The sequence below is a fragment of the Daeguia caeni genome (assembly GCF_042653845.1).
GTDB classification, from domain to species: Bacteria; Pseudomonadota; Alphaproteobacteria; order Rhizobiales; family Rhizobiaceae; genus Brucella; species Brucella caeni.
Map to the genome: position 1 here is coordinate 50,788 of NZ_JBHSEL010000042.1, position 21,684 is coordinate 72,471.

Consider the following 21,684-nt stretch of genomic DNA (forward strand, 5'->3'; position numbering starts at 1 on the left):
AGCTTTCATCATCGGGTAGCGCATTTTAGAGCTGAAGATCGTCAAGGGGGAGCATGACAGCATGAGCAGGACAAGGCCAAGGCTGTTTTCCATTCCTTCCGGCACACCCTTTTTGCCGCGCTTTGCCAAGGCATTGCTGGATGGTACACTGATTGAAGGGTTTCCGGGCGACCCGTCTGATCCTCTGTCGCTGGCAAGCGCCACGATCTATGTGCCGACGCGCCGTGCCGCGCGCGCGCTGCGCTCCATTCTGGTCGAGATGAATCCGGCCAGAAGCGCCATTCTCCCTTCCATTCGCGCGCTCGGCGATGTCGATGAGGATGCTTCCATCTTCACCGCCGGATCAACCGGCGCCTTTGGTCTCAATCCCCCCATCGGCAAAGCCGAGCGCCTTTTGCTTTTGGCGCGGCTGATCCGCCCATGGCGCGAATCCTTGCCTGCCCATGTACGTGCGCTTTTCGGTGTGGATGACGTTTCCGTGCCTGCCACGACTGCGGATGCAATCTGGCTTGCGCGCGATCTGGCCACGCTGATGGATCAGGTGGAAACCGATGGTGCTGAATGGAGCGAGCTTGCAAAGATTGCGCCGGAAGATCTGGCCGACTGGTGGCAGGTTACACTTGGCTTCCTGAACATTGTCACCAATGTCTGGCCTGACATCCTGAAAGAGCGCCAGCTTTCCAATCCGGCTGCTCATCGCAATGAAATGATCATGCATGAGGTAAGGCGTCTGCGCGATCATCCACCATCAGATCCGGTCATTGTCGCAGGCTCGACAGGATCGATTCCTGCAACCGAGGAACTTGTTTCCGTCATTGCCCATCTGCCAAGGGGGGCGGTGGTTCTGCCCGGTCTTGACCGCGACCTTGATGAAGCCTCGTGGCTGCTTCTGGGGCAGGCCGTCGACAATCCGTCAATCTTCGGTCACCCGCAATATGGCCTGCAGAAGCTGCTCACGACCATTGGTATCCTGCGTCAGGATGTGGTGCATCTGGAAAACATGCCGCCGGAAAAGCGTGTGCGTGAGCGGGTCGTCAGCGAAGCCCTGCGCCCGGCAGAAACAACCGATGCATGGGGCGGACTTGCAGCCGATCCCATGCTGACGCCGCAAGCTTTGCGTGCGGCGGCAGAAAGGATCGATCTCATCGAGGCGGCCAATGAGCGCGAGGAGGCGCTGTCGGTCGCGCTTGCGCTGCGCGATGCGATCGAGCCGGAAGGCAAGACGGCAGCCCTCATTACCGCAGACCGCAATCTGGCGCGCCGTGTTGTGGCTGAACTGGCGCGTTTTGGCATTGACGCCGACGATTCCGGCGGTCGCCATTTGCGCGATGTGGAAACATCCACCCTGCTGCGCTTGCTGGTCGAGACGGTATTTTCGCCGGGCGATCCGGTGGCGTTGCTCGCACTGGTCAAGCATCCACTGCTGAAACTGGGGGGCGCGCGTATCGACCGGCGTCTGGCCGGTGAAACGCTGGAGCTTGTCGCCTTTCGTGGCGGCACGGGCAGGGCGTCGATTGTCGATCTGCCGCGCTTCTTTGATCGGCGTCTGGCCGAAAGCGCCGATTCTGTCAGAAAGCCCGCCTGGCAGGATACGATCACTAGCGACATGATCGAGGCTGCGCGCGAACTCTGTGTTGCCTTGTCGGAGGCGGTCGCGCCGCTTGCGCCTTTTGCGACCACTGGCCGGCGTACCACCATTGATGAGATCGCGCTTGCCACCACAAACGCGCTGGAAAATCTCGCCCGCGATGAAAATGGCAGTCTGGTCAGTTTCTATTCCGGTGATAGGGGCGAAAAGCTTGCATCCTTCCTGCGCGATCTGGTGTCCAGTGAATCGGAACTTGATTTTGAATCCAGCGAATGGCCGGCCATTCTGGATGCCCTCATGGCGGGCGAAAGCGTCAAGCCGCATCCGGGGGGGCATCCGCGCGTCTTTGTCTGGGGTGCGCTGGAAGCACGCTTGCAGACCATCGATACGATCGTGATTGGCAGTTTGAACGAAGGCAGCTGGCCGGCAAAGACCCGCAATGATCCTTTCATGTCGCGCCCGATGAAGAGCATGATCGCGCTTGACCCGCCAGAACGACGCACAGGCCTTTCCGCGCATGACTTCCAGATGGCGCTCGGCATGGATCATGTCGTGCTGACGCGCTCACAGCGTATGGATAATGCGCCGACGGTTGCTTCGCGCTGGTTGCAGCGGCTTGAAACGGTGCTTGGAGGCGATGTTACGAAGGAAATGCGTCAGCGCGGCCAGCGTTATGTGCACTGGTCGCGCGAGATCGATCGCGCGCCAGACGTGCCTTTCGTCAAGCGGCCAGAGCCAAGGCCGCCGGTTGCGGCACGCCCGAAACATTTTTCCGTCACGGAAATCGAAACGCTGCGCCGTGATCCTTATGCGATTTTTGCCAAGAAAATACTCAAGCTGCGCCCGCTGGAGCCGCTCATCCGCGACCCGGCTGCGGCCGAACGGGGCACACTGTTCCACGATATTCTGGGTCATTTCACCCAACAGAATATCGATCCGTTATCACCCGATGCGGCAAACAGATTGCTGGAACTGGGGCGCATTTTCTTTGATGCGCTTGAATTGCCGGTTGAGATCGAAGCGGTCTGGTGGCCGCGCTTTACCGCGCTTGTGCCGCAATTCCTTGCCTGGGAACGTGAACGTGCGCCGAATGTCTTGAAACGCTTTGCAGAAATCGATGCTGAAGTGCGTGAGATTGAAAACCTTGGCATCACACTTTCTGGCCGCGCAGACCGTATTGACCTTATGCAGGATGGAACGGCTGAGATTATCGATTACAAGACCGGTTCCACACCCTCGCCGAAACAGGCGCATCTGCTTCTGTCACCGCAATTGGCGCTTGAGGCGGCTCTTCTTGCACGTGGCGCATTTCGCGCAGTTGGCGCGGTGAAGGCATCGGATCTCACCTATGTGCGCCTGAAGGCTGGCGGCGAGGTCAGGGCGGAATCCATTCTGAAGATCAATCGGCCGTCTTCAGAGAAGACGGCACCGGCCATAGGCGAAGAGGCATGGCAGCGTCTTGCTGAACTGCTCGCCGAATATCAGAAGCCGGAAAAGGGCTATCTCTCACGCGCATTGCCATTCCGCGAGACGGATCTCACAGGCGATTATGACCATCTCGCACGGGTGCTGGAATGGTCTGCCGGTGGTGATGCCGGGGAGGGGGGCGAATGAAAAAGAAACTGAATATTCCGCCAGAAACAATCCGCGCGCAAAAGAAAGCGTCAGATCCGTCTGCCTCGGTCTGGGTGTCGGCCAATGCCGGTTCGGGCAAGACGCACGTTCTGACCGAACGGGTCATCCGCCTTCTGCTGGAAGGCACTGACCCGTCCAAGATCCTCTGTCTCACCTATACCAAGGCGGCAGCTGCGGTGATGCAGAACCGCGTCTTTGCGCGTCTGTCTGAATGGGCGGTGCTGGACGATGAGAAGCTGGCCGACAAGCTGGAAGATCTGGAAGGAAGGCGGCCGGGGCCAGCGCGCCTGTCTGCGGCGCGTCGTCTGTTTGCACACGCGCTTGAAACACCGGGCGGGCTGAAGATCCAGACCATCCATGCCTTCTGCGAAGCAATCCTGCACCAGTTTCCGCTGGAAGCCAATATCGCCGGTCATTTCGAGATGATGGACGATATGATGCAGGCCACTCTTGTCGGCGAGGCAAGGCGTCAGCTGCTTGAGATGGCTCATGCCGGCGGCGATCAGGAGCTGGCGGAAGCCTTTGCCGTGGTGCTGCAGGCAGCAGGCGAGCTTGGCCTGCAGGATTTGCTTGATGAAGCCGTCAACCGCCGCAATGGCCTGCAGCAGTTCATCAGTGCGCTCGGCGTTGCGCAAGATCGCAGTGAAGCGCTGCATCGCGCTTTTGGCTTTTCGCCAGAGGTTGAGGAAAGCGATCTTCTGGATGCTCTCTGGCCGGTGCCTGAATTTTCCGACGACGCGCTGGATCTGATCCTGTCGATCCAGAAAGGTGCCGCGCGTGCGCAGGAATTTGCCCTGCAATTGAAACGCTATGATCTGGTCACATCTACGCGCGACAGGGAAACGGTGTTGCGGACGGCCTTTCTCAAAAACACGGGCGGGCCGAAATCGGGCTCCTATGTCGGTTCGGCGGCAGTCAAGAAGCTGCTGCCGGATTTTGAAGAGGATTTTAATGCCGCAGCCGCACGCATTGAAATCGGGCTCGACCGGCTCACGGAACTGCGTCTGGTGCGCATCAATCTTGCCGCCCTGACGCTGATTGACAATCTCCTGCAGCGCTATCACGAGCTGAAGCGCCAGCGCGGCCTGCTCGACTTTGAAGATCTGATCACGCGCACCGTGGCACTGCTTGCCCGCAATGGGGCAGGGCAGTGGGTGCAGTACAAGCTTGATCGCGGCATCGACCATATTCTGGTTGACGAGGCGCAGGATACGAGCCCTGACCAGTGGCAGGTGATCCGCATGCTGTCGGAGGAATTTTTCGCAGGCCTTGGCCAGCGCAATGTGCAGCGCACTTTGTTTGCGGTGGGCGATGAAAAACAGTCGATCTATTCCTTCCAGGGGGCCGTACCGGAAGCTTTTGCCAAACAAAGTGATGCGATATCGTCCAAGGCATATCATTCTGGGCTCACATTTAGGAAAGTAAAACTGAACTTCTCCTTCCGCTCCACGCCAGATGTCCTGAAGGCCGTGGACGAGGTATTTGCCCGTCCGGAAGCCAACCGCGGCTTGGATGGGCGAACCCTGCATAATGCAATCCGTTCGGATGCGCCGGGCGAGGTGGAAGTCTGGGATATGCTGACGCCGGAGGCGGTGGAAGAGCCGGATGACTGGCGCGTTCCGGTTGACCATCTGGCCGCTCCTGCCGTCCGCCTTGCCGATCAGATTGCCGACACGATCCGCTATTGGCTTGATAAAGGTGAGGTGATTCCCGGCCAGAACCGGCGCATTGAGCCGCGTGACATCATGGTGCTGGTGCGCAAGCGTGACCAGTTCATGCCGGCGCTTTCGCGTGCGCTCAAAAACCGGCAGGTGCCGGTTGCCGGTGCCGACCGCTTGCGGCTGACCAGCCATATCGCCATTCAGGATCTCATGGCACTTGGGCGGTTTGTACTGCAGCCATCCGATGATTTGTCGCTGGCGGCATTGTTGAAAAGTCCACTTTTTGGCTGGGATGATGATCAGCTTTTCGCGCTGGCGCATCCACGTGGCAAGACATCATTGTTTGAGCATCTGTACCGCATGTCGCGCGAGGATGCGGCGTTGGCGGAAGTGCACAGGACGCTGAGTCGCTGGCGTAGCATGGCCGATACCATGCCGGTATTCGAGTTCTATGCCCATATTCTGAGCGTCGATGGCGCGCGGCGCAAGATTCTGGCGCGGCTTGGGCCGGAAGCAGGCGATATCATTGATGAGTTTCAGAACTATGCGCTGTCGGCCGAGCGCGCTGGTTTGCCGGGCTTGCAGGCCTTTCTTGAAACGCTGGACGCCGCCGCCCCTGAAATCAAGCGCGAGCTTGACCAGGGCCGCGACGAGGTGCGCATCATGACTGTCCACGCTGCCAAGGGGCTGGAGGCGGCAGTGGTCTTTCTCGTCGATCCGGGCAGTGCTGTCTGGGCCGGAAGCCGGGCGCCCAAGCTGATCCCTGTTGATTTGCCGGTCGATGGCGGGTCGCTCAAGGGCTTTCTGTGGCAGCCAAACAATTCATGGAAGACAGGCTTTCTCGAAGGGCGCATCGAGGAGCTCAAAAACCGCGCAGAAGAGGAATATCGCCGCCTGCTTTATGTCGGCATGACGCGTGCGGAAGACAGGCTCATCATCTGTGGCTATCGCGGCAGCCGTGAAAATGACGAGACATGGCATCGTCTGGTCGAGGATGCTCTGGCAGGCAAGGCGGAGCCCCATGTTCATCCGGTGCTGGGGGGTGCGACCCGGCGTTATCGCAACACGCCGCGCGGTTTTACCGATATCGTTGAACCGGACAGACCGGATACAATGACACTGCCGCCTTTGCCGGAAGCCTATAAGGTGCCGGTCAAGCCGGAAGCGGGGCTGCCACGACCATTGACGCCTTCTGGGGCCTCTGCCCTGATTGAGGCGGATGAAACGCCACCTCTTGCGGCAGGTTCTCCGGTGCTGGAGCCGGTCACGGGCGGGCCTGCTTTCGCGCAAAGACGCGGTACGGCAATCCATATGCTGCTGCAATATCTGCCGGATGTTGCCCCGGAAGAGCGGGAGGAGCGTGCGCGCAACTATCTGGCGCGCATTGCCGCCGACTGGCCGCAGAGCGAGCGGGAAAAGGCCTGGGCCAGCGTGCGCGCTGTTCTGGAGGATACAACCTTTGCGCCGGTCTTTGCCAGGGGCTCGCGCGGTGAAGTGGCGATCATGGGCACGGTTGATCTTGGCGGGCGCAATCATGCCGTATCAGGTCAGGTTGACCGGATCTGCGTGGAAGAACGGCGCGTTCTGATCGTGGATTACAAGACCAACCGTCCCCCGCCGACGACGCTGGAGGCCGTACCTTTTGCCTATCGCGCCCAGCTTGCGCTTTATCGTGAATTGCTGGCGCCGCTTTATCCCGGACGCACCATCGAGGCAGCGCTGCTGTTTACCGAAGGGCCGTTCCTCATGCCTTTGCCGGCGCAGGTTCTGGATGAGGCCATGGAGCAGTTGAAAGCGTCACAAGGCAGGCTGAAAGCCTAGAGCCATTCAGGTTTTCACAGAAACGCCGGATTGTTCTGGCCGATTGTTTCTGTCAGTCCAGACGGAAACCGGCTTCCACTTTTCCAGGAACTGCCCTAACCAGATCTTGACGTGTGGCGCATGACACGCCACATGATATGGCTATGCTAGAGCGGCGCGCATGAGTCTCAAACGACTTGCTCGCCGCACAGGAAAAAGGATAGGCCCAATGGCAACCGTAAAGGTCGATAGCAGCAACTTTCAGACGGACGTTCTTCAGTCGAGCGAGCCAGTTGTAGTGGATTTCTGGGCTGAATGGTGCGGACCGTGCAAGATGATCGCGCCGGCACTGGATGAAATCGCTGCGGAAATGGCTGGTCAGGTCAAGATCGCCAAGGTCAATATTGACGAAAATCCGGAACTCGCAGCCCAGTTTGGCGTGCGCTCGATTCCAACCCTGCTTTTGTTCAAGAACGGCGAAATCGCAGCCAATATGGTTGGCGCAGCGCCAAAGAGCCGTCTGGCCGACTGGATCAGGAATTCCGCAGCCTGAAACAGACAGGCAATGTCATGAAAAACCCGGCCATGTGCAATCCAGCCATGTGCCGGGTTTTCTTTTGGTGTCTGCCGTTTTCTGTTCAGCGCGGCGGCGTGCCATTATCACGCAACACTTCGCCTGCCAGATAAAGCGAACCGCCAATCAGAATGCGCGGCGGGATTTCATCGGCAGGCCAGGTATCACGCAGCAGTTTCAGCGCATTGGCAACGGAATGCACCGGCTCGGCGGACAATCCGGCGCGCTCGGCCGCCGCAGCCAGTTCATCATTGGGAATGCCCGCATCATGTGAGGGGATCGGTACGGTAAAGACATGGCGTGCCATGCCGGCAAAAGCCTCGAAATAGCCGACCGGATCCTTGGTGTTGATCATGCCGGTGATCATGAACAGGGGACGGCTGCGGCGTTCTTCCAGATCGCCAAGCACCTCGGCAATCACCACGCCAGCGCCGGGATTATGCCCGCCATCAAGCCAGATTTCCGAGGCCTCCGGCGCCAGATCAACCAGTGCACCATGGGTGAGGTGCTGCATGCGCGCAGGCCAGTCCACCACGGTCAGCGCCTTTTCAATGGCCTTTTCACTGATGGTGAAGCCAGCCGCTTCAATCGCTTCAATCGCCGCTGCCGCATTGCCCATCTGATGGCGGCCGGGCAGGCGCGGCAAGGGCAGATCAATCAGGCCCTCCCCGTTCTGGAACACCATGCGCCCATGTTCCTCATAGGCGATGAAATCCTGACCATAGATGGAAACAGGGCAGCCAAGCCGTTCGGCAGTCGAAACCAGCACATCGCGCGCCGCATCAAAAGGCTGGAAGCCGATGACAACCGGGCAATCTTTCTTGATGATGCCGGCCTTTTCCGCCGCAATCAGTTCCACTGTGTCACCGAGATAGGCCTGATGATCGACAGAGATCGGCATGATGAGCGAGACTGCAGGTTCTGCAATCACATTGGTTGCATCCAGCCGTCCGCCAAGGCCGACTTCCATGATCACCGCATCGGCAGGATGTTCGGCAAAAAGCACAAAGGCAACGGCGGTCAGGATTTCAAAAACCGTGATCTGCTGGCCCGCATTGGCTGCCTCAACACGTTGAATGGCATCAGCCAGCACATCGTCGGAAACAAGTTTGCCACCGCCGGGTGCGCCAAGGCGGTAGCGCTCATTCCAGTTGACGAGATGCGGGGAGGTGTGAACGTGCACAGTGTAACCGGCCGCCTCAAGCAGGGCACGGCTGAAAGCCGTGGCCGAGCCTTTGCCATTGGTTCCGGCAATATGGATGACGGGTGGTAACCTGTCCTGCGGATTGCCGAGCTTTTCCAGCAATGCGCGAATGCGTCCAAGCGAAAGATCAAAGCCCTTGGGATGCAATGTCATCAGCCGCTCGATTGCGGCAGCTGATTTCGTTGCGGCATTGATGTCGCTTTTGTCCTCGCCCATGATCAGGCGGCCTTACCTGCTGCTTTCGCCTTGTTGGCCGCTTCGGACTCGGTTCCGGCCGGTTGCTTGGTCATGATCTTCAGCAGGCGCGCAATGGTGCTCTTCAGCTCCGGACGCGGCACCACCATGTCGACCATGCCATGTTCCATCAGATACTCCGCGCTCTGGAAGCCATCCGGCAGCTTTTCGCGGATCGTCTGTTCAATCACGCGAGGGCCAGCAAAGCCGATCAGTGCGCCGGGTTCAGCAATGTGGACATCACCCAGCATGGCGTAGGAAGCCGTCACACCGCCGGTCGTCGGATTGGTGAGGACGATGATGTAAGGCAGGCCAGCTTCCTTCAGCATCTCCACTGCAACCGTTGTGCGTGGCAGTTGCATCAGTGACAGGATGCCTTCCTGCATGCGCGCACCGCCAGAGGCGGAAAACAGCACCAGCGGACGCTTCAGTTCGATTGCCTTTTCAAAGGCTTGAATGATGGCTTCGCCAGCACCCATGCCAAGCGAACCGCCCATGAAACCGAAATCCTGCACGGTTGCGACAATCGGCAGACCTTCAATCGTGCCGAGTGCATTGACGATGGCATCGTCATTGCCAGTGCGGCTGCGATATTCCTTGAGACGATCAATATATTTCTTCTCGTCGCGGAATTTCAGCGGATCGGTTACGACCTTTGGTGTTTCCAGCAAGGTATATTCGCCATCGTCGAAGAAGAAGCGCAGACGGTCCTTCGGCTTGATGCGCATATGGTGGCCCGAAGACGGGATGACCCACTGGTTTTCTTCCAGATCCTTATGGAACACCATTTCACCGGTTGTCGGATCCTTGATCCACAGATTTTCCGGCATTTCGCGGCGCCCGAGCATCGAATTGATTTTCGGACGAACGTAGTTGGTGAGCCAGTTCATGACATTTGGTTCCGTTTTTCGTTCTTCGACAGCGTTTCGTCGCTTAAATGGACTATTTATTGGGCAGCTTCAAGGCGTGTTGCGCGAACGCTTGTCGCCAGGGCGCTCACCAGCTTGTTGATGGCAGCAACAGGATCGCCCTTGACCCTGCCATTTGCATCGAGCTCGCCAGCAACGGCATTGATGAGTGCCGTGCCGACAACAACACCGTCAGCATGTGCCCCGATGGCGGCTGCCTGTTCTGGCGTCTTGACGCCAAAACCAACACAGATCGGCAGATTGGTGCTCTTCTTGATGTGGCGCACAGCTTCGCCAACGCGCGCCGTATCGGCAATTGCCGAACCGGTAATGCCGTTCATCGAGACATAATAGACAAAGCCGGAGGCATTTTTCAGCACTTTCGGCAGGCGCTTGTCATCGGTGGTTGGCGTGGCAAGGCGAATGAAATTGATGCCGGCAGCCATTGCCGGCAGACAGAGCTCTTCATCCATTTCCGATGGCAGATCAACCACGATCAGGCCATCAACGCCGGCTTCCTTCGCATCTTTCAGGAAGCGCTCAACACCGTAAATATAGATCGGGTTGTAATAGCCCATCAGCACGATCGGCGTCGTATTGTCTTCCTTGCGGAAATCGGCAGCCAGTTGCAGCGTCTTGGCCAGTGTCTGGCCACCAGCCAGTGCACGCAGGCTCGCTGCCTGAATGGCAGGGCCATCGGCCATTGGATCAGAAAAGGCCATGCCAAGCTCGATCACGTCGGCACCAGCCTTTGGCAGGGCCTTCATCACGGCCAGTGAGGTTGCATAATCCGGATCCCCGCCCATGAAATAGGTTACCAGCGCCGGACGGCCCTCGGCCTTCAGTTCGGCAAATTTGCTATCGATACGTGTGGTCATGTTCATGGTCCTCAAATATCCATGCCGAGGAGTTTGCCGACTGTATGCACGTCCTTGTCGCCGCGACCGGACAGATTGACGATCATCACCTGATCCTTGCCCATGGTTGGCGCCATCTTGATGGCCTGTGCAATGGCATGTGCCGATTCCAGCGCCGGAATGATACCTTCCGTGCGGGTGCAAAGCTGGAATGCTTCAAGCGCTTCATCATCGAGGATCGGCACATAGTCCACGCGGCCGGTGTCTTTCAGCCATGAATGTTCAGGTCCGACCCCTGGATAATCCAGCCCGGCCGAAACCGAATGGCCTTCCAGAATCTGGCCATCGCTGTCCTGCAACAGATAGGTGCGGTTGCCATGCAGGACGCCCGGACGGCCGGCATTCATCGAGGCGCAATGTTCGTGTCCATCAAGACCACGACCGCCAGCCTCAACACCAACGATCATGACGCTTGCATCATCGAGGAACGGGTGGAACAGGCCGATTGCATTGGAGCCGCCGCCAACAGCGGCAATGATCACATCCGGCAGACGGCCTTCCTGTTCGAGAATCTGCTGACGGGCCTCATTGCCGATCACCGATTGGAAGTCGCGCACCATTTCCGGATAAGGATGCGGGCCTGCCGCCGTGCCGATCAGGTAATAGGTGTTTTCGACATTGGTCACCCAGTCGCGCAGGGCTTCGTTCATCGCGTCTTTCAGCGTGCCATTGCCAGCCGAGACCGGCTTGACCTCTGCTCCCAGAAGCTTCATGCGGAAGACATTCGGTTTCTGACGTTCAACATCGGTTGCGCCCATATAGACAACGCAGGGCAGGCCAAAGCGTGCCGCAACCGTTGCCGAGGCAACGCCATGCTGACCGGCACCGGTTTCCGCGATGATGCGGGTCTTGCCCATGCGCTTGGCAAGCAGGATCTGGCCAAGGCAGTTATTGATCTTGTGACTGCCGGTATGGTTGAGGTCTTCGCGCTTGAAATAGATCTTCGCACCGCCCAGATGTCTGGTCAGGCCTTCGGCGAAATAGAGCTTCGACGGGCGACCGGCATAATAGGTCGAAAGCGCTGAAAGCTCGGCCTTGAATTCCGGGTCATTCTTGGCCTTGTCATAGGCTTCCTGCAGATCCAGAATGAGCGGCATCAGGGTTTCGGCGACGAAGCGACCGCCATAAATGCCAAACATGCCTTCTTCATTGGGGCCTGTTCTGAAGGAATTGGGTTCAACTGGCTTGTTCAACGTCTTGGCTCCGTCTGTTCAGGCGCATCGTGCGGAAGTTTCATCCGCTTTGGCGATAGCCTTGAAGAATTCCTCAATAAGGTGGATATCCTTTTCACCCGGCGCGCTTTCCACGCCTGACGAAATGTCGATCCCCGGTGCTCTGGTCTTGCGAAGCGCCTCTGCGATGTTGCCCGCATTCAGCCCACCGGAAAGCATGTAATCCACGTCGCCGTCAAGCGCAGCCAGCAGATCCCAGTCGAAAGAGATGCCGTTTCCGCCCGGAAGTTCCGCCTCTTTCGGCGGCTTGGCGTCAAAAAGGAAGCGATTCGCAACACCTTTATAGGGCGTAATGGCGTCGAGATCGGCCGCATCGCGAATGGCAAAGGCCTTCATCACAGGCAGATCATAACGCATTTTGACGGCTGCGACACGTTCTGGTGTTTCGTGGCCGTGGAGTTGCAACATGTCGGGTTTGACGACGTGCACGATATCGTCAAGCAATGCATCATCAGCGTCAACGGTCACAGCCACGACCCTGGCACGACCGTCAACGGCCGCGCGCAGGCGGCCTGCCTGTTCCGGCGTGACATTGCGCGGGCTTTTGGGGAAGAAAATGAATCCGATATGCGTCGCCCCACCTGCAAGCGCGGCAGCGATTGTTTCCGGTGTCTTCAGTCCGCAGATTTTGATATCGAGAGCCATGCGCTTCCCGTTACATAATTCGGCTTGTTCCTCAAGCTGCTTATCGCACCAGAAGGACCGGAATACCATTGTCTTCTGGAATTAATTTCATGTGAAATCGATGGCCTGCAGGGCGCTGCCATTGCGTTTCAGCCAGTCCTTGCAACGCTCGGTGTCCGGGCAAAGCTCGTGACACAGTTTCCAGAATTTCGGCCCATGGTTCATCTCGATCAGATGGGCAACCTCATGTGCTACCAGATAATTGATCACCGGGCCGGGCGCCATGCCGATACGCCATGAAAAGGAAAGAACGCCCTCCGATGTGCATGATCCCCAGCGGCTTCTGGTGTCCTTGAATCGCACTGCCTTTGCCTTGCGGCCAACGGTCGCCGTATGATGGGCGACCAGCATTTCGATCTCGCGTTTGACCTCGCGTTTCAGAAAATCTTCAACACGGCGCGGCAGATGTTCTGGCGCGCCGTGGACGATCAGCATATTGCCCTCGACGCGTTCGACCGTGCCGCGTCCTGGCTGATGGATGATCAGATGCGGTACGCCGCGAATGGGGATCCTTATGCCGGCGCGCACACGCGGCTGTTCGGGAAATTTTGCTATGCGGCTTTCGATCCAGCCTTCGTGACGGCTGAGGAAACGCGCAATTTCATGTTCCGGCAATCCCGGCGGGATGGTGACGCGCAATCCCTTTCCGCCCGCCTCAATGCGCAAGGTCAGACGCTTGGCACGGGGATTTTCAAACACCCGCAACGGCAATTCGCGTCCGGCGACCGCATGAATGCGTTCGCTTTTTACCTTGGGTGCTGTGCCTGAACGGGGGCGAAGCAGAGAAAAGATCATTGCCTATGATGAGACGATTCGCGCCAAATGCCAGACAAATTAAGCATGAACCAGACCGGCCTCGAAAGCTGCGTTGCACATGATACCCAATGCAAGGCCGGCCTGTCCAAGGCCGGATGTGCGGCAATCTGGTTTGCGTGTTCCTGGCGGTTCCAGGAAAAGCGAAACCGGTTTTCCGTCCGGAGCGGCGGTAAAACAACATGTTGGAGCAATTCAGAGTTTCCTTGAAGACTTGAATTGCTCGAGACCGGCAACGACAAGGCCCGCAACCAGCGCCCAGAAGGCTGAACCAACGCCCAAAAAGGCAATGCCGGAGGCGGTGACTGCAAAAGTGACGGTGGCGGCAAGCCGTTCGCTTTCAACCTTCAGGGCAAGTGCCATGGCATTGATGAACGGGCCCATCAGGGCAAGCCCTGCCACCAGCGCGATCAGCGTGGGAGGCAGAATGGCAAAGATTGCCACCAGCGAGGCGCCGAACACGGCAAAGAGCACGTAGATCAGCGCATAGACCGGGCCGGTGAGCCAGCGCTTGTCTGGATCCGGATGGGCATCGGGATTGGTGCAAAGTGCCGCAGAAATGGCGGCAAGATTGGTGGTCGATGCGCCAAAGGGGGCAGAAAGCAGCGAAAACAGCCCGGTGACAGTCAAGGCGGCGCTGGTCGGTGGCTCATAGCCGGAAGCGCGCAGCACGGCAAAGCCCGGCAGGTTCTGCGAGGCCATGGTGACGAGATAAAGCGGCAAGGCAAGGCCGATCAATGCGCCGGTGCTGAATTGCGGCCAGACCCAGGTGAGGGTGGAAATCTCCGGCATGGGCAATTCTGGCGCACGGCCAGAAAGAAGCGCAAAGGCCACGCCCACCACCAGAACGATGATGACGGCAAGCGATGGGTTGAACAGTCTGACGACAAAGAACAGTGCGACCAGCGGCAGAACGAAAAGCGGATCAAGCCCTGCCGTCTTGGCTGCGGCAATCACGAAGTTCAGCAGAACACCTGCCAGCATGCCCGATGCAACCGCGGCCGGAATGCGCGCAACCAGCACGGAAAGCGGGCGCAACAGGCCGGTGGCAATGAGCGCGATGGCCGTAACAATGAAGGCGCCAATGGCTTCAGCAAAGGTAAAGCCCGCGCTTGCCCCGATCAGGGCCAGTCCGGGCGTCGACCATGCGGCAATGATCGGCATTTTGTAGCGGATGCTGAGCCAGGCCGATGTGCCGGCAATGGCAAGGCAGATTGCCGTCACCCAGCTTGCGGTTTCTGCCTGTGTCGCGCCCAGCACCTGTGCTGCGGCAATGATGAGGGCAAGGGTTCCGCCAAACCCGACAATTGCAGCAACTGCTGCCGAAGCAATAACCGAAAACCGCATGGTGCCCCGTTCAGGATGGAGTGGATATGCGCGTTACAAGCCCCTCAACGGTGCGGATCAGCAAATCCAGATCCTGCGGCCGCGACAGGCGGTGGTCGCCGTCGCGCACCAAAGTCAGTGTCACGTCATCGACCGGAAGATGTTCAACCAGAGTGAGCGCATGCTGATAGGGCACGGCCTCGTCCTGCATGCCCTGCAGAATATGCACGGGGCAGCCGGTTTCAATGATGCCCTTGAGCACGAGGTTCTGGCGGCCATCCTCGATCAGCTTGCGCGTGTAGATATAGGGGCTGGGCGAATATTCCGATGGTTCTTCGAAATAGCCCCTGGTTTCGAGATCGCGTTTCTGCGCCTCTGTCAGGTTTGGTTCAACCAGCGCGGCTGTAAAATCAGGCGCTGGAGCAATCAGCACGATGGCGGCGGGCGATTTGCCTTCTTTCCTGAGTTCCTGCGCCATGCGCAGCGCGATCCAGCCGCCCATGGACGAGCCGACAAGGATCTGCGTACCCCTGGCAAACCGGTGATAGACGGCAAGGCTTTCTTCCAGCCAGCGTGAAATGGTGCCTTCGTTGAAATCGCCACCGGATTCACCATGGCCGGAATAATCAAGGCGCAAGGCGCTGTGCCCGGTTCGGCCTGCCCATTGATCAAGCGCCACGGCCTTGGTGCCCAGCATGTCTGAGCGATAGCCGCCCAGCCAGACGATACCCGGTTCACGATCGCCTGGACGGTTGCGCACGGCAATTCTTGCGCCATTGACGTCAATGAATTCGACCGGGCGTTCTGCCAGTAATTCTGCTTGCGGATTGTTGGCCATATCGCTCATAGTCTCATTGCCTGTTTTGCATGGGCTGTCAGATTTATGGATGATGTTTCATTGCCATGTTCGCGCCCGAGAAGAAAGACAGGTGGGACGAAATCGTCCTTGAAATACTGAATATTGTGGCCGATATGCCGCTTGGAGGGAGGAAAAGGCAGATTAATGCGTGGGGATGATTTTTACTTGCAAAGATGCTATTGACTTGTAAGCGCGCTTGACGGCATTTCCGCCTTCATGTGGTTTGAAGTGTCGCAGCGATTGCATACGATTCACCGCTAGAGACGAAACAATTAGGAGATAACGACCATTCGCCGACCGTTCAGAGCGACGCCGGTCCAGAAAGATGGACCGCGCTCCAACCGTGATATCCGGGTACCCCGGGTGCAGCTTATTGACGCCGAGGGTCAAAACCACGGCATAGTTTCCATTCAGGATGCCCTCGCCATGGCCGAGGAAGCGGGGCTCGATCTGGTTGAGATCGTGCCGAATGCCGAGCCGCCTGTTTGTAAGATCGTTGATCTTGGTAAGCTGAAGTATCAGAACCAGAAAAAAGCCGCTGAAGCACGCAAGAAGCAGAAAACGGTCGAAATCAAGGAAATCAAGATGCGACCGAACATTGACACCCATGATTATGCGGTGAAGATGAAGGCGGCGCAGCGTTTCTTCGAAGATGGCGACAAGGTAAAGTTCACTTTGCGATTCCGTGGTCGCGAAATGGCGCATCAGGAATTGGGCATGAAGCTTTTGCTCCGCGTCAAGGAAGAAACTGCGGAAATTGCGAAAGTGGAAACGGAGCCTAAACTGGAAGGTCGTCAGATGATGATGATCCTGGCTCCGAAATAACAGGACTGTTTATTTTCAAGCCTTTAGAAAGCCACCCTTGGGTGGCTTTTTATTTTGAATTATTGTCAGGATGCCGCATGAAAGCGATGGGCGATATGAGCAAATATCAGCAACGCTGGCGTCTGGCGATTGCGCCTGTCATACGGTGTCTGGTGACGGGGGCTGTTTGTGTGTTCCAGTTCGATGGAACGTCTGCGTGAATATATTGAAGCTGTTGGCATCAGCCTGATCGTTGCCGCCCTTATCGGACGCATGTGTTGTTGTACTCTATGGGCCGCAAAAGCGCACAGATCATAGAATCTGCTCCCTGTTCGGTCATGCGCACCCCGTTTTACTTTCAGCATGATTGGTTCGGCCGATATTGGCGCGCAGACAGGCAGTTTCATTGTGGTGCGTGTTTGGCCTGTTGTGCTATCTTGCCTTTCGGCCGGCCATGAGAATGGAAGAAAATTTCTGCAGAACGGTTTTGGTCAGCCCTATCGTGATTGTTGCCAGCATGTGCCAGGGTTTTCCCGAAATGGTTCCTGTTTCAGGATCAGGCTGAGCTTGCGATCCAAGCCGGATCGTCTTATCGGACCTTCATGGGTGGGCTGTTCTTCTTTTTTATTGCCTATCCGATTTTCGAGTTTATTGAATGTCTGCAGTCTATTGGCGTCTTGCCGGTTCTGATCAGACTTTATTGATCGTCGGGCGTAATGAAGCCATTGCCTTTTTGCGCTATTGAGCCTATAAGGCCGCGTCGAACCGCCCGGCAGGGCATGCCGTGGCGGTTTCGTATGCTTTCGGACTTGGTCGGTCCAGGAGTGAAATCAGGTTCCCATCTGCCGCTGGTGCGATGCGTCTTACGGGATGTGTCATGTGCTGGAAGCGAGGGGCACGAAACAAGCGGCGTCAGGTGCCCTAGGGTACAGAGGGACGCCAAGAAGGAGTAGCAAAATGCCCAAAATGAAGACCAAATCGGCCGCCAAGAAGCGGTTCAAGATCACCGGCACCGGCAAGATCAAGGCTGCAGCTGCCGGTAAGCGTCATGGCATGATCAAGCGTTCGAACAAGTTCATTCGCGATGCACGCGGCACGATGGTTCTGTCGGATGCCGATGCAAAGATCGTGAAGCAGTTCCTGCCGAACGGCCTCTAAGACTGGTCTGAGAAGGAGATCATAACATGGCACGCGTAAAACGCGGCGTTACCGCCCACGCAAAGCACAAGAAAGTTCTGGCTCAGGCTGCAGGTTTCCGTGGTCGTCGCAAGAACACCATCCGCACCGCCAAGGCTGCAGTTGATCGTTCGAAGCAGTATGCTTATCGCGACCGCAAGAATCGCAAGCGTTCGTTCCGCGCTCTGTGGATCCAGCGCATCAATGCTGCTGTCCGCGAACAGGGGCTGACCTATGGCCGTTTCATCGATGGTCTGGCCAAGGCTGGCATCGAAATCGACCGCAAGGTTCTTTCTGATATCGCAATCCACGAGCCGGAAGCATTCGGTGCGCTGGTTGCTTCGGCAAAGAAGGCTCTTGAATATCTCAAGAACACCACGCCGAACGCTTTTGAAGGCGCTGTTCGCTAAGCCAGCCGCCTTCCCGAAGCGACATTGTTAATTTGGGAAACCCGCGCTGGCTGGGCTGGCGCGGGTTTTCTGTTTTCTCGGCTTTCGCGCTGCATTATCACAGAAGCGAAGACGGGATGCAGGCACGACAGGGACGGAAACAAGAGGCGACGAGTGTCTTCAGACACGAATGGAAATAAGACAAGTGGCATGGAGCGCCGCAGGCGCGACAGGGATGGATATAAATGAGCGACCTTGAACATCTCGAACAGGCGATTATGGCCGATATCGCCGCCGCCGGCGATGAGCAGGCGATTGAAGCCGTGCGTGTTGCGGCTCTCGGCAAGAAGGGCACGGTTTCGGAAAAGTTGAAGTCGCTGGGCGCAATGACGCCGGAAGAGCGCCAGATTCAGGGCCCGGCCATCAATGGCCTGAAAAACCGCATTACGGAAGCGCTTGCCGAGCGCAAGGCGTTTCTGCGCAGGCAGGCCGTTGCCGCGCGTCTTGAGCGTGAAAAGGTTGATGTCACCCTGCCGGTTCGTGAAAGCGCCGCATTGCGTGGCCGCATTCACCCGATCTCGCAGGTCATTGACGAGATCACCGCGATCTTTGCCGATATGGGTTTTTCGATCGCCGAAGGCCCGGATATTGAAACGGATTATTACAATTTCACCGCATTGAACTTCCCGGAAGGTCATCCGGCGCGTGAAATGCACGACACCTTCTTTTTCAATCCGGATGAGAAGGGCGAGCGCAAGTTGCTGCGCACCCATACCTCGCCGGTGCAGGTACATACGATGGAAAAGTTCGCCGCCATCCGCGATAAGGAAGGTCGCGATGAACCGATCCGCATCGTCATTCCGGGCAAGACCTATCGCATGGATTCGGATGCCACCCATTCGCCGATGTTCCATCAGGTGGAAGGTCTGGTTGTCGACAAGTCGGCCAATGTCGCCAACATGAAATGGGTGCTGGAAGAGTTCTGCAAGGCCTTCTTCGAAGTGCCTTCGGTGACGATGCGCATGCGTCCAAGCTTCTTTCCGTTCACCGAACCTTCGGTGGAAGTCGACATTCAGTGTGACCGTTCTGGCCCGCATGTGAAGTTCGGCGAGGGCAAGGACTGGCTCGAAATTCTTGGCTGCGGCATGGTTCATCCCAATGTGCTGCGCATGTCTGGTTATGATCCGGAGGTCTATCAGGGCTTTGCCTGGGGCATGGGCATCGACCGTATTGCCATGCTGAAATATGGCATGCCGGATTTGCGCGCCTTCTTTGACGCGGATGTGCGCTGGATCGAGCATTATGGTTTCCGTCCGCTCGACATTCCGACCCTTTTCGGTGGTCTGAGCGCTTAAGGACAGGAAGGACAGACACATGAAATTCACACTTTCCTGGCTCAAGGATCATCTTGATACCGATGCGACGCTGGATCAGATCGTCGAAAAGCTGACGGATATTGGTCTGGAAGTTGATGGCGTTGATGACCGCTCTGCCTTCAAGGCCTTCACCATCGTCAAGGTTCTGACTGCGCAGCGCCATCCGGATGCGGACAAGCTGCAGGTGCTTTCGGTTGATACGGGCGACGGCAAGCCGTTGCAGGTCGTCTGTGGTGCGCCCAATGCACGCGCTGGTCTGGTCGGTGTTCTGGGCCGTCCGGGCGACTATGTTCCGGGCCTTGGCATTACGCTGTCGGTTGGCAAGATTCGTGGCGTTGAAAGCTTTGGCATGATGTGCTCCGAGCGCGAGCTGGAGCTTTCGGACGAGCATAATGGCATCATCGAACTGCCGGAAGATGCGCCGGTTGGAACGAGCTTTGCCACTTATGCCGGCCTTGATGATCCGGTCATCGAAATCGGTCTGACGCCGAACCGCGCGGATTGTGCCGGCATTCGCGGCATTGCGCGTGATCTGGCTGCTGCCGGTCTTGGCGTGCTGAAGCCGCTGAAAAGCGAGACGATCAGGGGCGAAGGCGAAACGCCGGTCAAGGTCATCCTTGAACAGGATGAGGACAAGCCATTCTGTACCGGCTTTGCACTTCGTCTGGTCAAGGGTGTGAAGAACGGTCCAAGCCCGAAATGGATGCAACAGCGGCTGAAGGCCATCGGTCTGCGCCCGATCAATGCGCTGGTTGACATCACCAACTACATCACCTTCGATCTTGGCCGTCCGCTGCATGTTTTTGATGCGGCAAAGGTCAAGGGTGCGCTGACCGTGCGCTCGGCGCGTGAGGGTGAAACCATTATGGCACTTGACCAGCGCGAATATAAGCTGAAGGCTGGTCATTATGTCATCGCGGATGAAAACGGTCCGGAGTCGATTGCCGGCGTGATGGGGGGCGAACATTCGGGCTGTGATGAAAACACCACCGATGTGCTGATCGAATCGGCGCTGTGGGACCCGCGCATGATTGCACGCGCTGGCCGCGAACTGGGCATTGTCACCGATGCACGTTATCGCTTCGAGCGCGGCGTCGATCCGGAAATGATGATTCCGGGGGCCGAAATCGCCACGCAGATGGTGCTCGACTTCTGTGGCGGCAAGCCGACCGAGCTTGAAGTCGTTGGTTACAGGCCGGTTGCCGCACGCGTGATCGACTTCCCGGTCTCGGAAGTCAGGCGCCTGACCGGCATCGATGTGCCGTATGAAACCGCGTTCGATATTCTCAAGCGCCTGGGTTTTGGCGTCGAAGGCGACGGCAAGGTCATCAGGGCAACCGTTCCATCATGGCGTGGTGACGTGGAAGGCAAGGCTGACCTTGTGGAAGAAGTCATGCGCATTCATGGCATCAACCGCATTGAGCCGCAGCCTCTGCCTAGCAAGGGCGCGGTCAATGGCCGTATTCTCACGACCCTGCAGATCCGCACCCGCAATGCCCGCCGCATGCTGGCATCGCGCGGCATGATGGAGGCGGTCACCTATTCCTTCATTTCTGAAGCGCAGGCCAAGGCCTTTGGCGGTGGCAAGCCGGAACTGAAACTGGCCAATCCGATTGCCTCCGATATGTCGGATATGCGCCCGTCGCTGTTGCCAGGGCTTCTCGCCGCTGCCCAGCGCAATGCCGACCGCGGCTTTGGTGATACGGCCCTGTTCGAGGTTTCGAGCATTTATGAAGGCGATACACCCGACAAGCAGCGCCGGGTTGCCGGCGGTGTTCGTCGCGGTACGGCAGGTGTTGAAGGTTCTGGCCGCTTCTGGTCTGGCAATGCAGCGCCAGTTGGCGTGTTCGATGCCAAGGCCGATGCACTGGCAGTGCTTGAAGCAGCCGGCATGCCGGTTGATCGTGTCCAGATTGAAGCCGGTGGACCGGAATGGTTCCATCCGGGCCGTTCCGGCACGCTGAAACTCGGGCCCAAGGTTGTGCTTGGCTATTTCGGCGAATTCCACCCGGATACGCTGGAAGCGCTGGATGTCGCTGGCGCGCTCTGCGGTTTCGAAATCTATCTTGATGCCATTCCGGAGCCGAAGGCAAAATCGACCCGCACCAAGCCGGCGCTGAATCTGTCGCAGTTCCAGAGCCTGAAGCGCGACTATGCCTTCGTTGTTGACAGCACGATCGAGGCGGCCAATGTCGTCAAGGCGGTCGCGGCGGCTGACAGGAAGCTGATTGTTGGCGTCAATGTATTCGACGTCTTTACCGGCGCTTCGCTTGGCGAAGGCAAGAAGTCGATTGCAGTGGAAGTCCTGCTGCAGCCGCAGGACCGCACGCTGACGGACGAGGATTTCGATAATCTGTCAAGGCAGATCGTAGCGAGCGTTGCCAAACAGACCGGCGGGGTCTTGCGCGGCTGAGCTGATTGAAACAATGTATGAAAGCCCGCCCCGTCGGCGGGCTTTTTCTTTGCCGGTTGCCTGAGGCAAAGGGCAGGTTAACAATGAACAT

The 21,684-nt window shown here is 57.7% G+C and carries 16 protein-coding genes and 1 pseudogene; 9 read left to right on the plus strand and 8 right to left on the minus strand.

Annotated features, from left to right (window positions below; translation table 11 throughout):
- Nucleotides 1-61 precede the first annotated feature (61 nt).
- From addB to trxA, 3 genes are all read left to right on the plus strand, one after another.
- Complete coding sequence (addB, locus tag ACFO1V_RS04480) at nt 62-3,202, plus strand: double-strand break repair protein AddB (protein ID WP_374832187.1); 3,141 nt, start codon at nt 62-64, stop codon at nt 3,200-3,202.
- Nucleotides 3,199-6,705 (plus strand): double-strand break repair helicase AddA, encoded by a 3,507-nt coding sequence (gene addA / locus ACFO1V_RS04485; RefSeq protein WP_374832189.1) that lies wholly within the window; start codon nt 3,199-3,201, stop codon nt 6,703-6,705. The genes addB and addA overlap by 4 nt, the downstream gene beginning before the upstream one ends.
- A gap of 208 nt (nt 6,706-6,913) precedes the next feature.
- Nucleotides 6,914-7,237, plus strand: a complete 324-nt coding sequence (gene trxA / locus ACFO1V_RS04490) for a thioredoxin (RefSeq protein WP_374832191.1) — start codon at nt 6,914-6,916, stop codon at nt 7,235-7,237.
- A gap of 85 nt (nt 7,238-7,322) precedes the next feature.
- On the opposite strand, the gene ACFO1V_RS04495 is transcribed toward trxA, so the two are convergent.
- The 8 genes from ACFO1V_RS04495 to ACFO1V_RS04530 all read right to left on the minus strand — a co-directional run bounded on the left by ACFO1V_RS04495 (nt 7,323) and on the right by ACFO1V_RS04530 (nt 15,423).
- A complete protein-coding gene (locus ACFO1V_RS04495; RefSeq protein WP_374832239.1) occupies nt 7,323-8,615 on the minus strand; it encodes a bifunctional folylpolyglutamate synthase/dihydrofolate synthase in 1,293 nt (430 codons plus the stop codon).
- Nucleotides 8,616-8,680: 65 nt separating this feature from the next.
- Nucleotides 8,681-9,586 carry an acetyl-CoA carboxylase, carboxyltransferase subunit beta gene (accD, locus tag ACFO1V_RS04500; protein ID WP_374832193.1) on the minus strand — a complete coding sequence of 302 codons (906 nt, stop codon included), beginning with the start codon at nt 9,584-9,586 and terminating at the stop codon, nt 8,681-8,683.
- Between the two features lie 56 nt (nt 9,587-9,642).
- Entirely contained in the window at nt 9,643-10,482 is an 840-nt protein-coding gene (trpA, locus tag ACFO1V_RS04505) for a tryptophan synthase subunit alpha (protein ID WP_374832195.1), read from the minus strand.
- 11 nt (nt 10,483-10,493) lie between these two features.
- Nucleotides 10,494-11,714, minus strand: a complete 1,221-nt coding sequence (gene trpB, locus ACFO1V_RS04510) for a tryptophan synthase subunit beta (RefSeq protein WP_374832197.1) — start codon at nt 11,712-11,714, stop codon at nt 10,494-10,496.
- 18 nt (nt 11,715-11,732) lie between these two features.
- The gene (locus ACFO1V_RS04515; protein WP_374832199.1) at nt 11,733-12,398 is read right to left on the minus strand and encodes a phosphoribosylanthranilate isomerase; all 666 of its coding nucleotides are present in this window, start codon (nt 12,396-12,398) and stop codon (nt 11,733-11,735) included.
- A gap of 87 nt (nt 12,399-12,485) precedes the next feature.
- The gene (locus tag ACFO1V_RS04520) at nt 12,486-13,232 is read right to left on the minus strand and encodes a M48 family metallopeptidase (RefSeq protein WP_374832201.1); all 747 of its coding nucleotides are present in this window, start codon (nt 13,230-13,232) and stop codon (nt 12,486-12,488) included.
- Between the two features lie 213 nt (nt 13,233-13,445).
- Nucleotides 13,446-14,597 (minus strand): benzoate/H(+) symporter BenE family transporter, encoded by a 1,152-nt coding sequence (locus ACFO1V_RS04525; RefSeq protein WP_374832203.1) that lies wholly within the window; start codon nt 14,595-14,597, stop codon nt 13,446-13,448.
- A gap of 10 nt (nt 14,598-14,607) precedes the next feature.
- The gene (locus ACFO1V_RS04530; RefSeq protein ID WP_374832205.1) at nt 14,608-15,423 is read right to left on the minus strand and encodes an alpha/beta hydrolase; all 816 of its coding nucleotides are present in this window, start codon (nt 15,421-15,423) and stop codon (nt 14,608-14,610) included.
- 300 nt (nt 15,424-15,723) lie between these two features.
- Here ACFO1V_RS04530 and infC point away from each other — a divergent pair, with 300 nt between their 5' ends.
- The 6 genes and pseudogenes from infC (at nt 15,724) to pheT (ending at nt 21,593) form a co-directional block, all read left to right on the plus strand.
- Nucleotides 15,724-16,260 (plus strand): translation initiation factor IF-3, encoded by a 537-nt coding sequence (gene infC / locus ACFO1V_RS04535; RefSeq protein WP_374832241.1) that lies wholly within the window; start codon nt 15,724-15,726, stop codon nt 16,258-16,260.
- 77 nt (nt 16,261-16,337) lie between these two features.
- Nucleotides 16,338-16,943: pseudogene (locus tag ACFO1V_RS04540) on the plus strand (methyltransferase family protein).
- A 253-nt stretch (nt 16,944-17,196) separates the two neighbouring features.
- Nucleotides 17,197-17,397, plus strand: coding sequence for a 50S ribosomal protein L35 (rpmI, locus tag ACFO1V_RS04545; RefSeq protein ID WP_374832207.1), 201 nt, complete (start codon nt 17,197-17,199; stop codon nt 17,395-17,397).
- Nucleotides 17,398-17,423: 26 nt separating this feature from the next.
- Nucleotides 17,424-17,825 carry a 50S ribosomal protein L20 gene (rplT, locus tag ACFO1V_RS04550; protein ID WP_374832209.1) on the plus strand — a complete coding sequence of 134 codons (402 nt, stop codon included), beginning with the start codon at nt 17,424-17,426 and terminating at the stop codon, nt 17,823-17,825.
- Nucleotides 17,826-18,049: 224 nt separating this feature from the next.
- Nucleotides 18,050-19,159, plus strand: a complete 1,110-nt coding sequence (gene pheS / locus ACFO1V_RS04555) for a phenylalanine--tRNA ligase subunit alpha (protein WP_374832211.1) — start codon at nt 18,050-18,052, stop codon at nt 19,157-19,159.
- A 19-nt stretch (nt 19,160-19,178) separates the two neighbouring features.
- Nucleotides 19,179-21,593 carry a phenylalanine--tRNA ligase subunit beta gene (gene pheT / locus ACFO1V_RS04560; RefSeq protein WP_374832213.1) on the plus strand — a complete coding sequence of 805 codons (2,415 nt, stop codon included), beginning with the start codon at nt 19,179-19,181 and terminating at the stop codon, nt 21,591-21,593.
- Nucleotides 21,594-21,684: the final 91 nt, after the last annotated feature.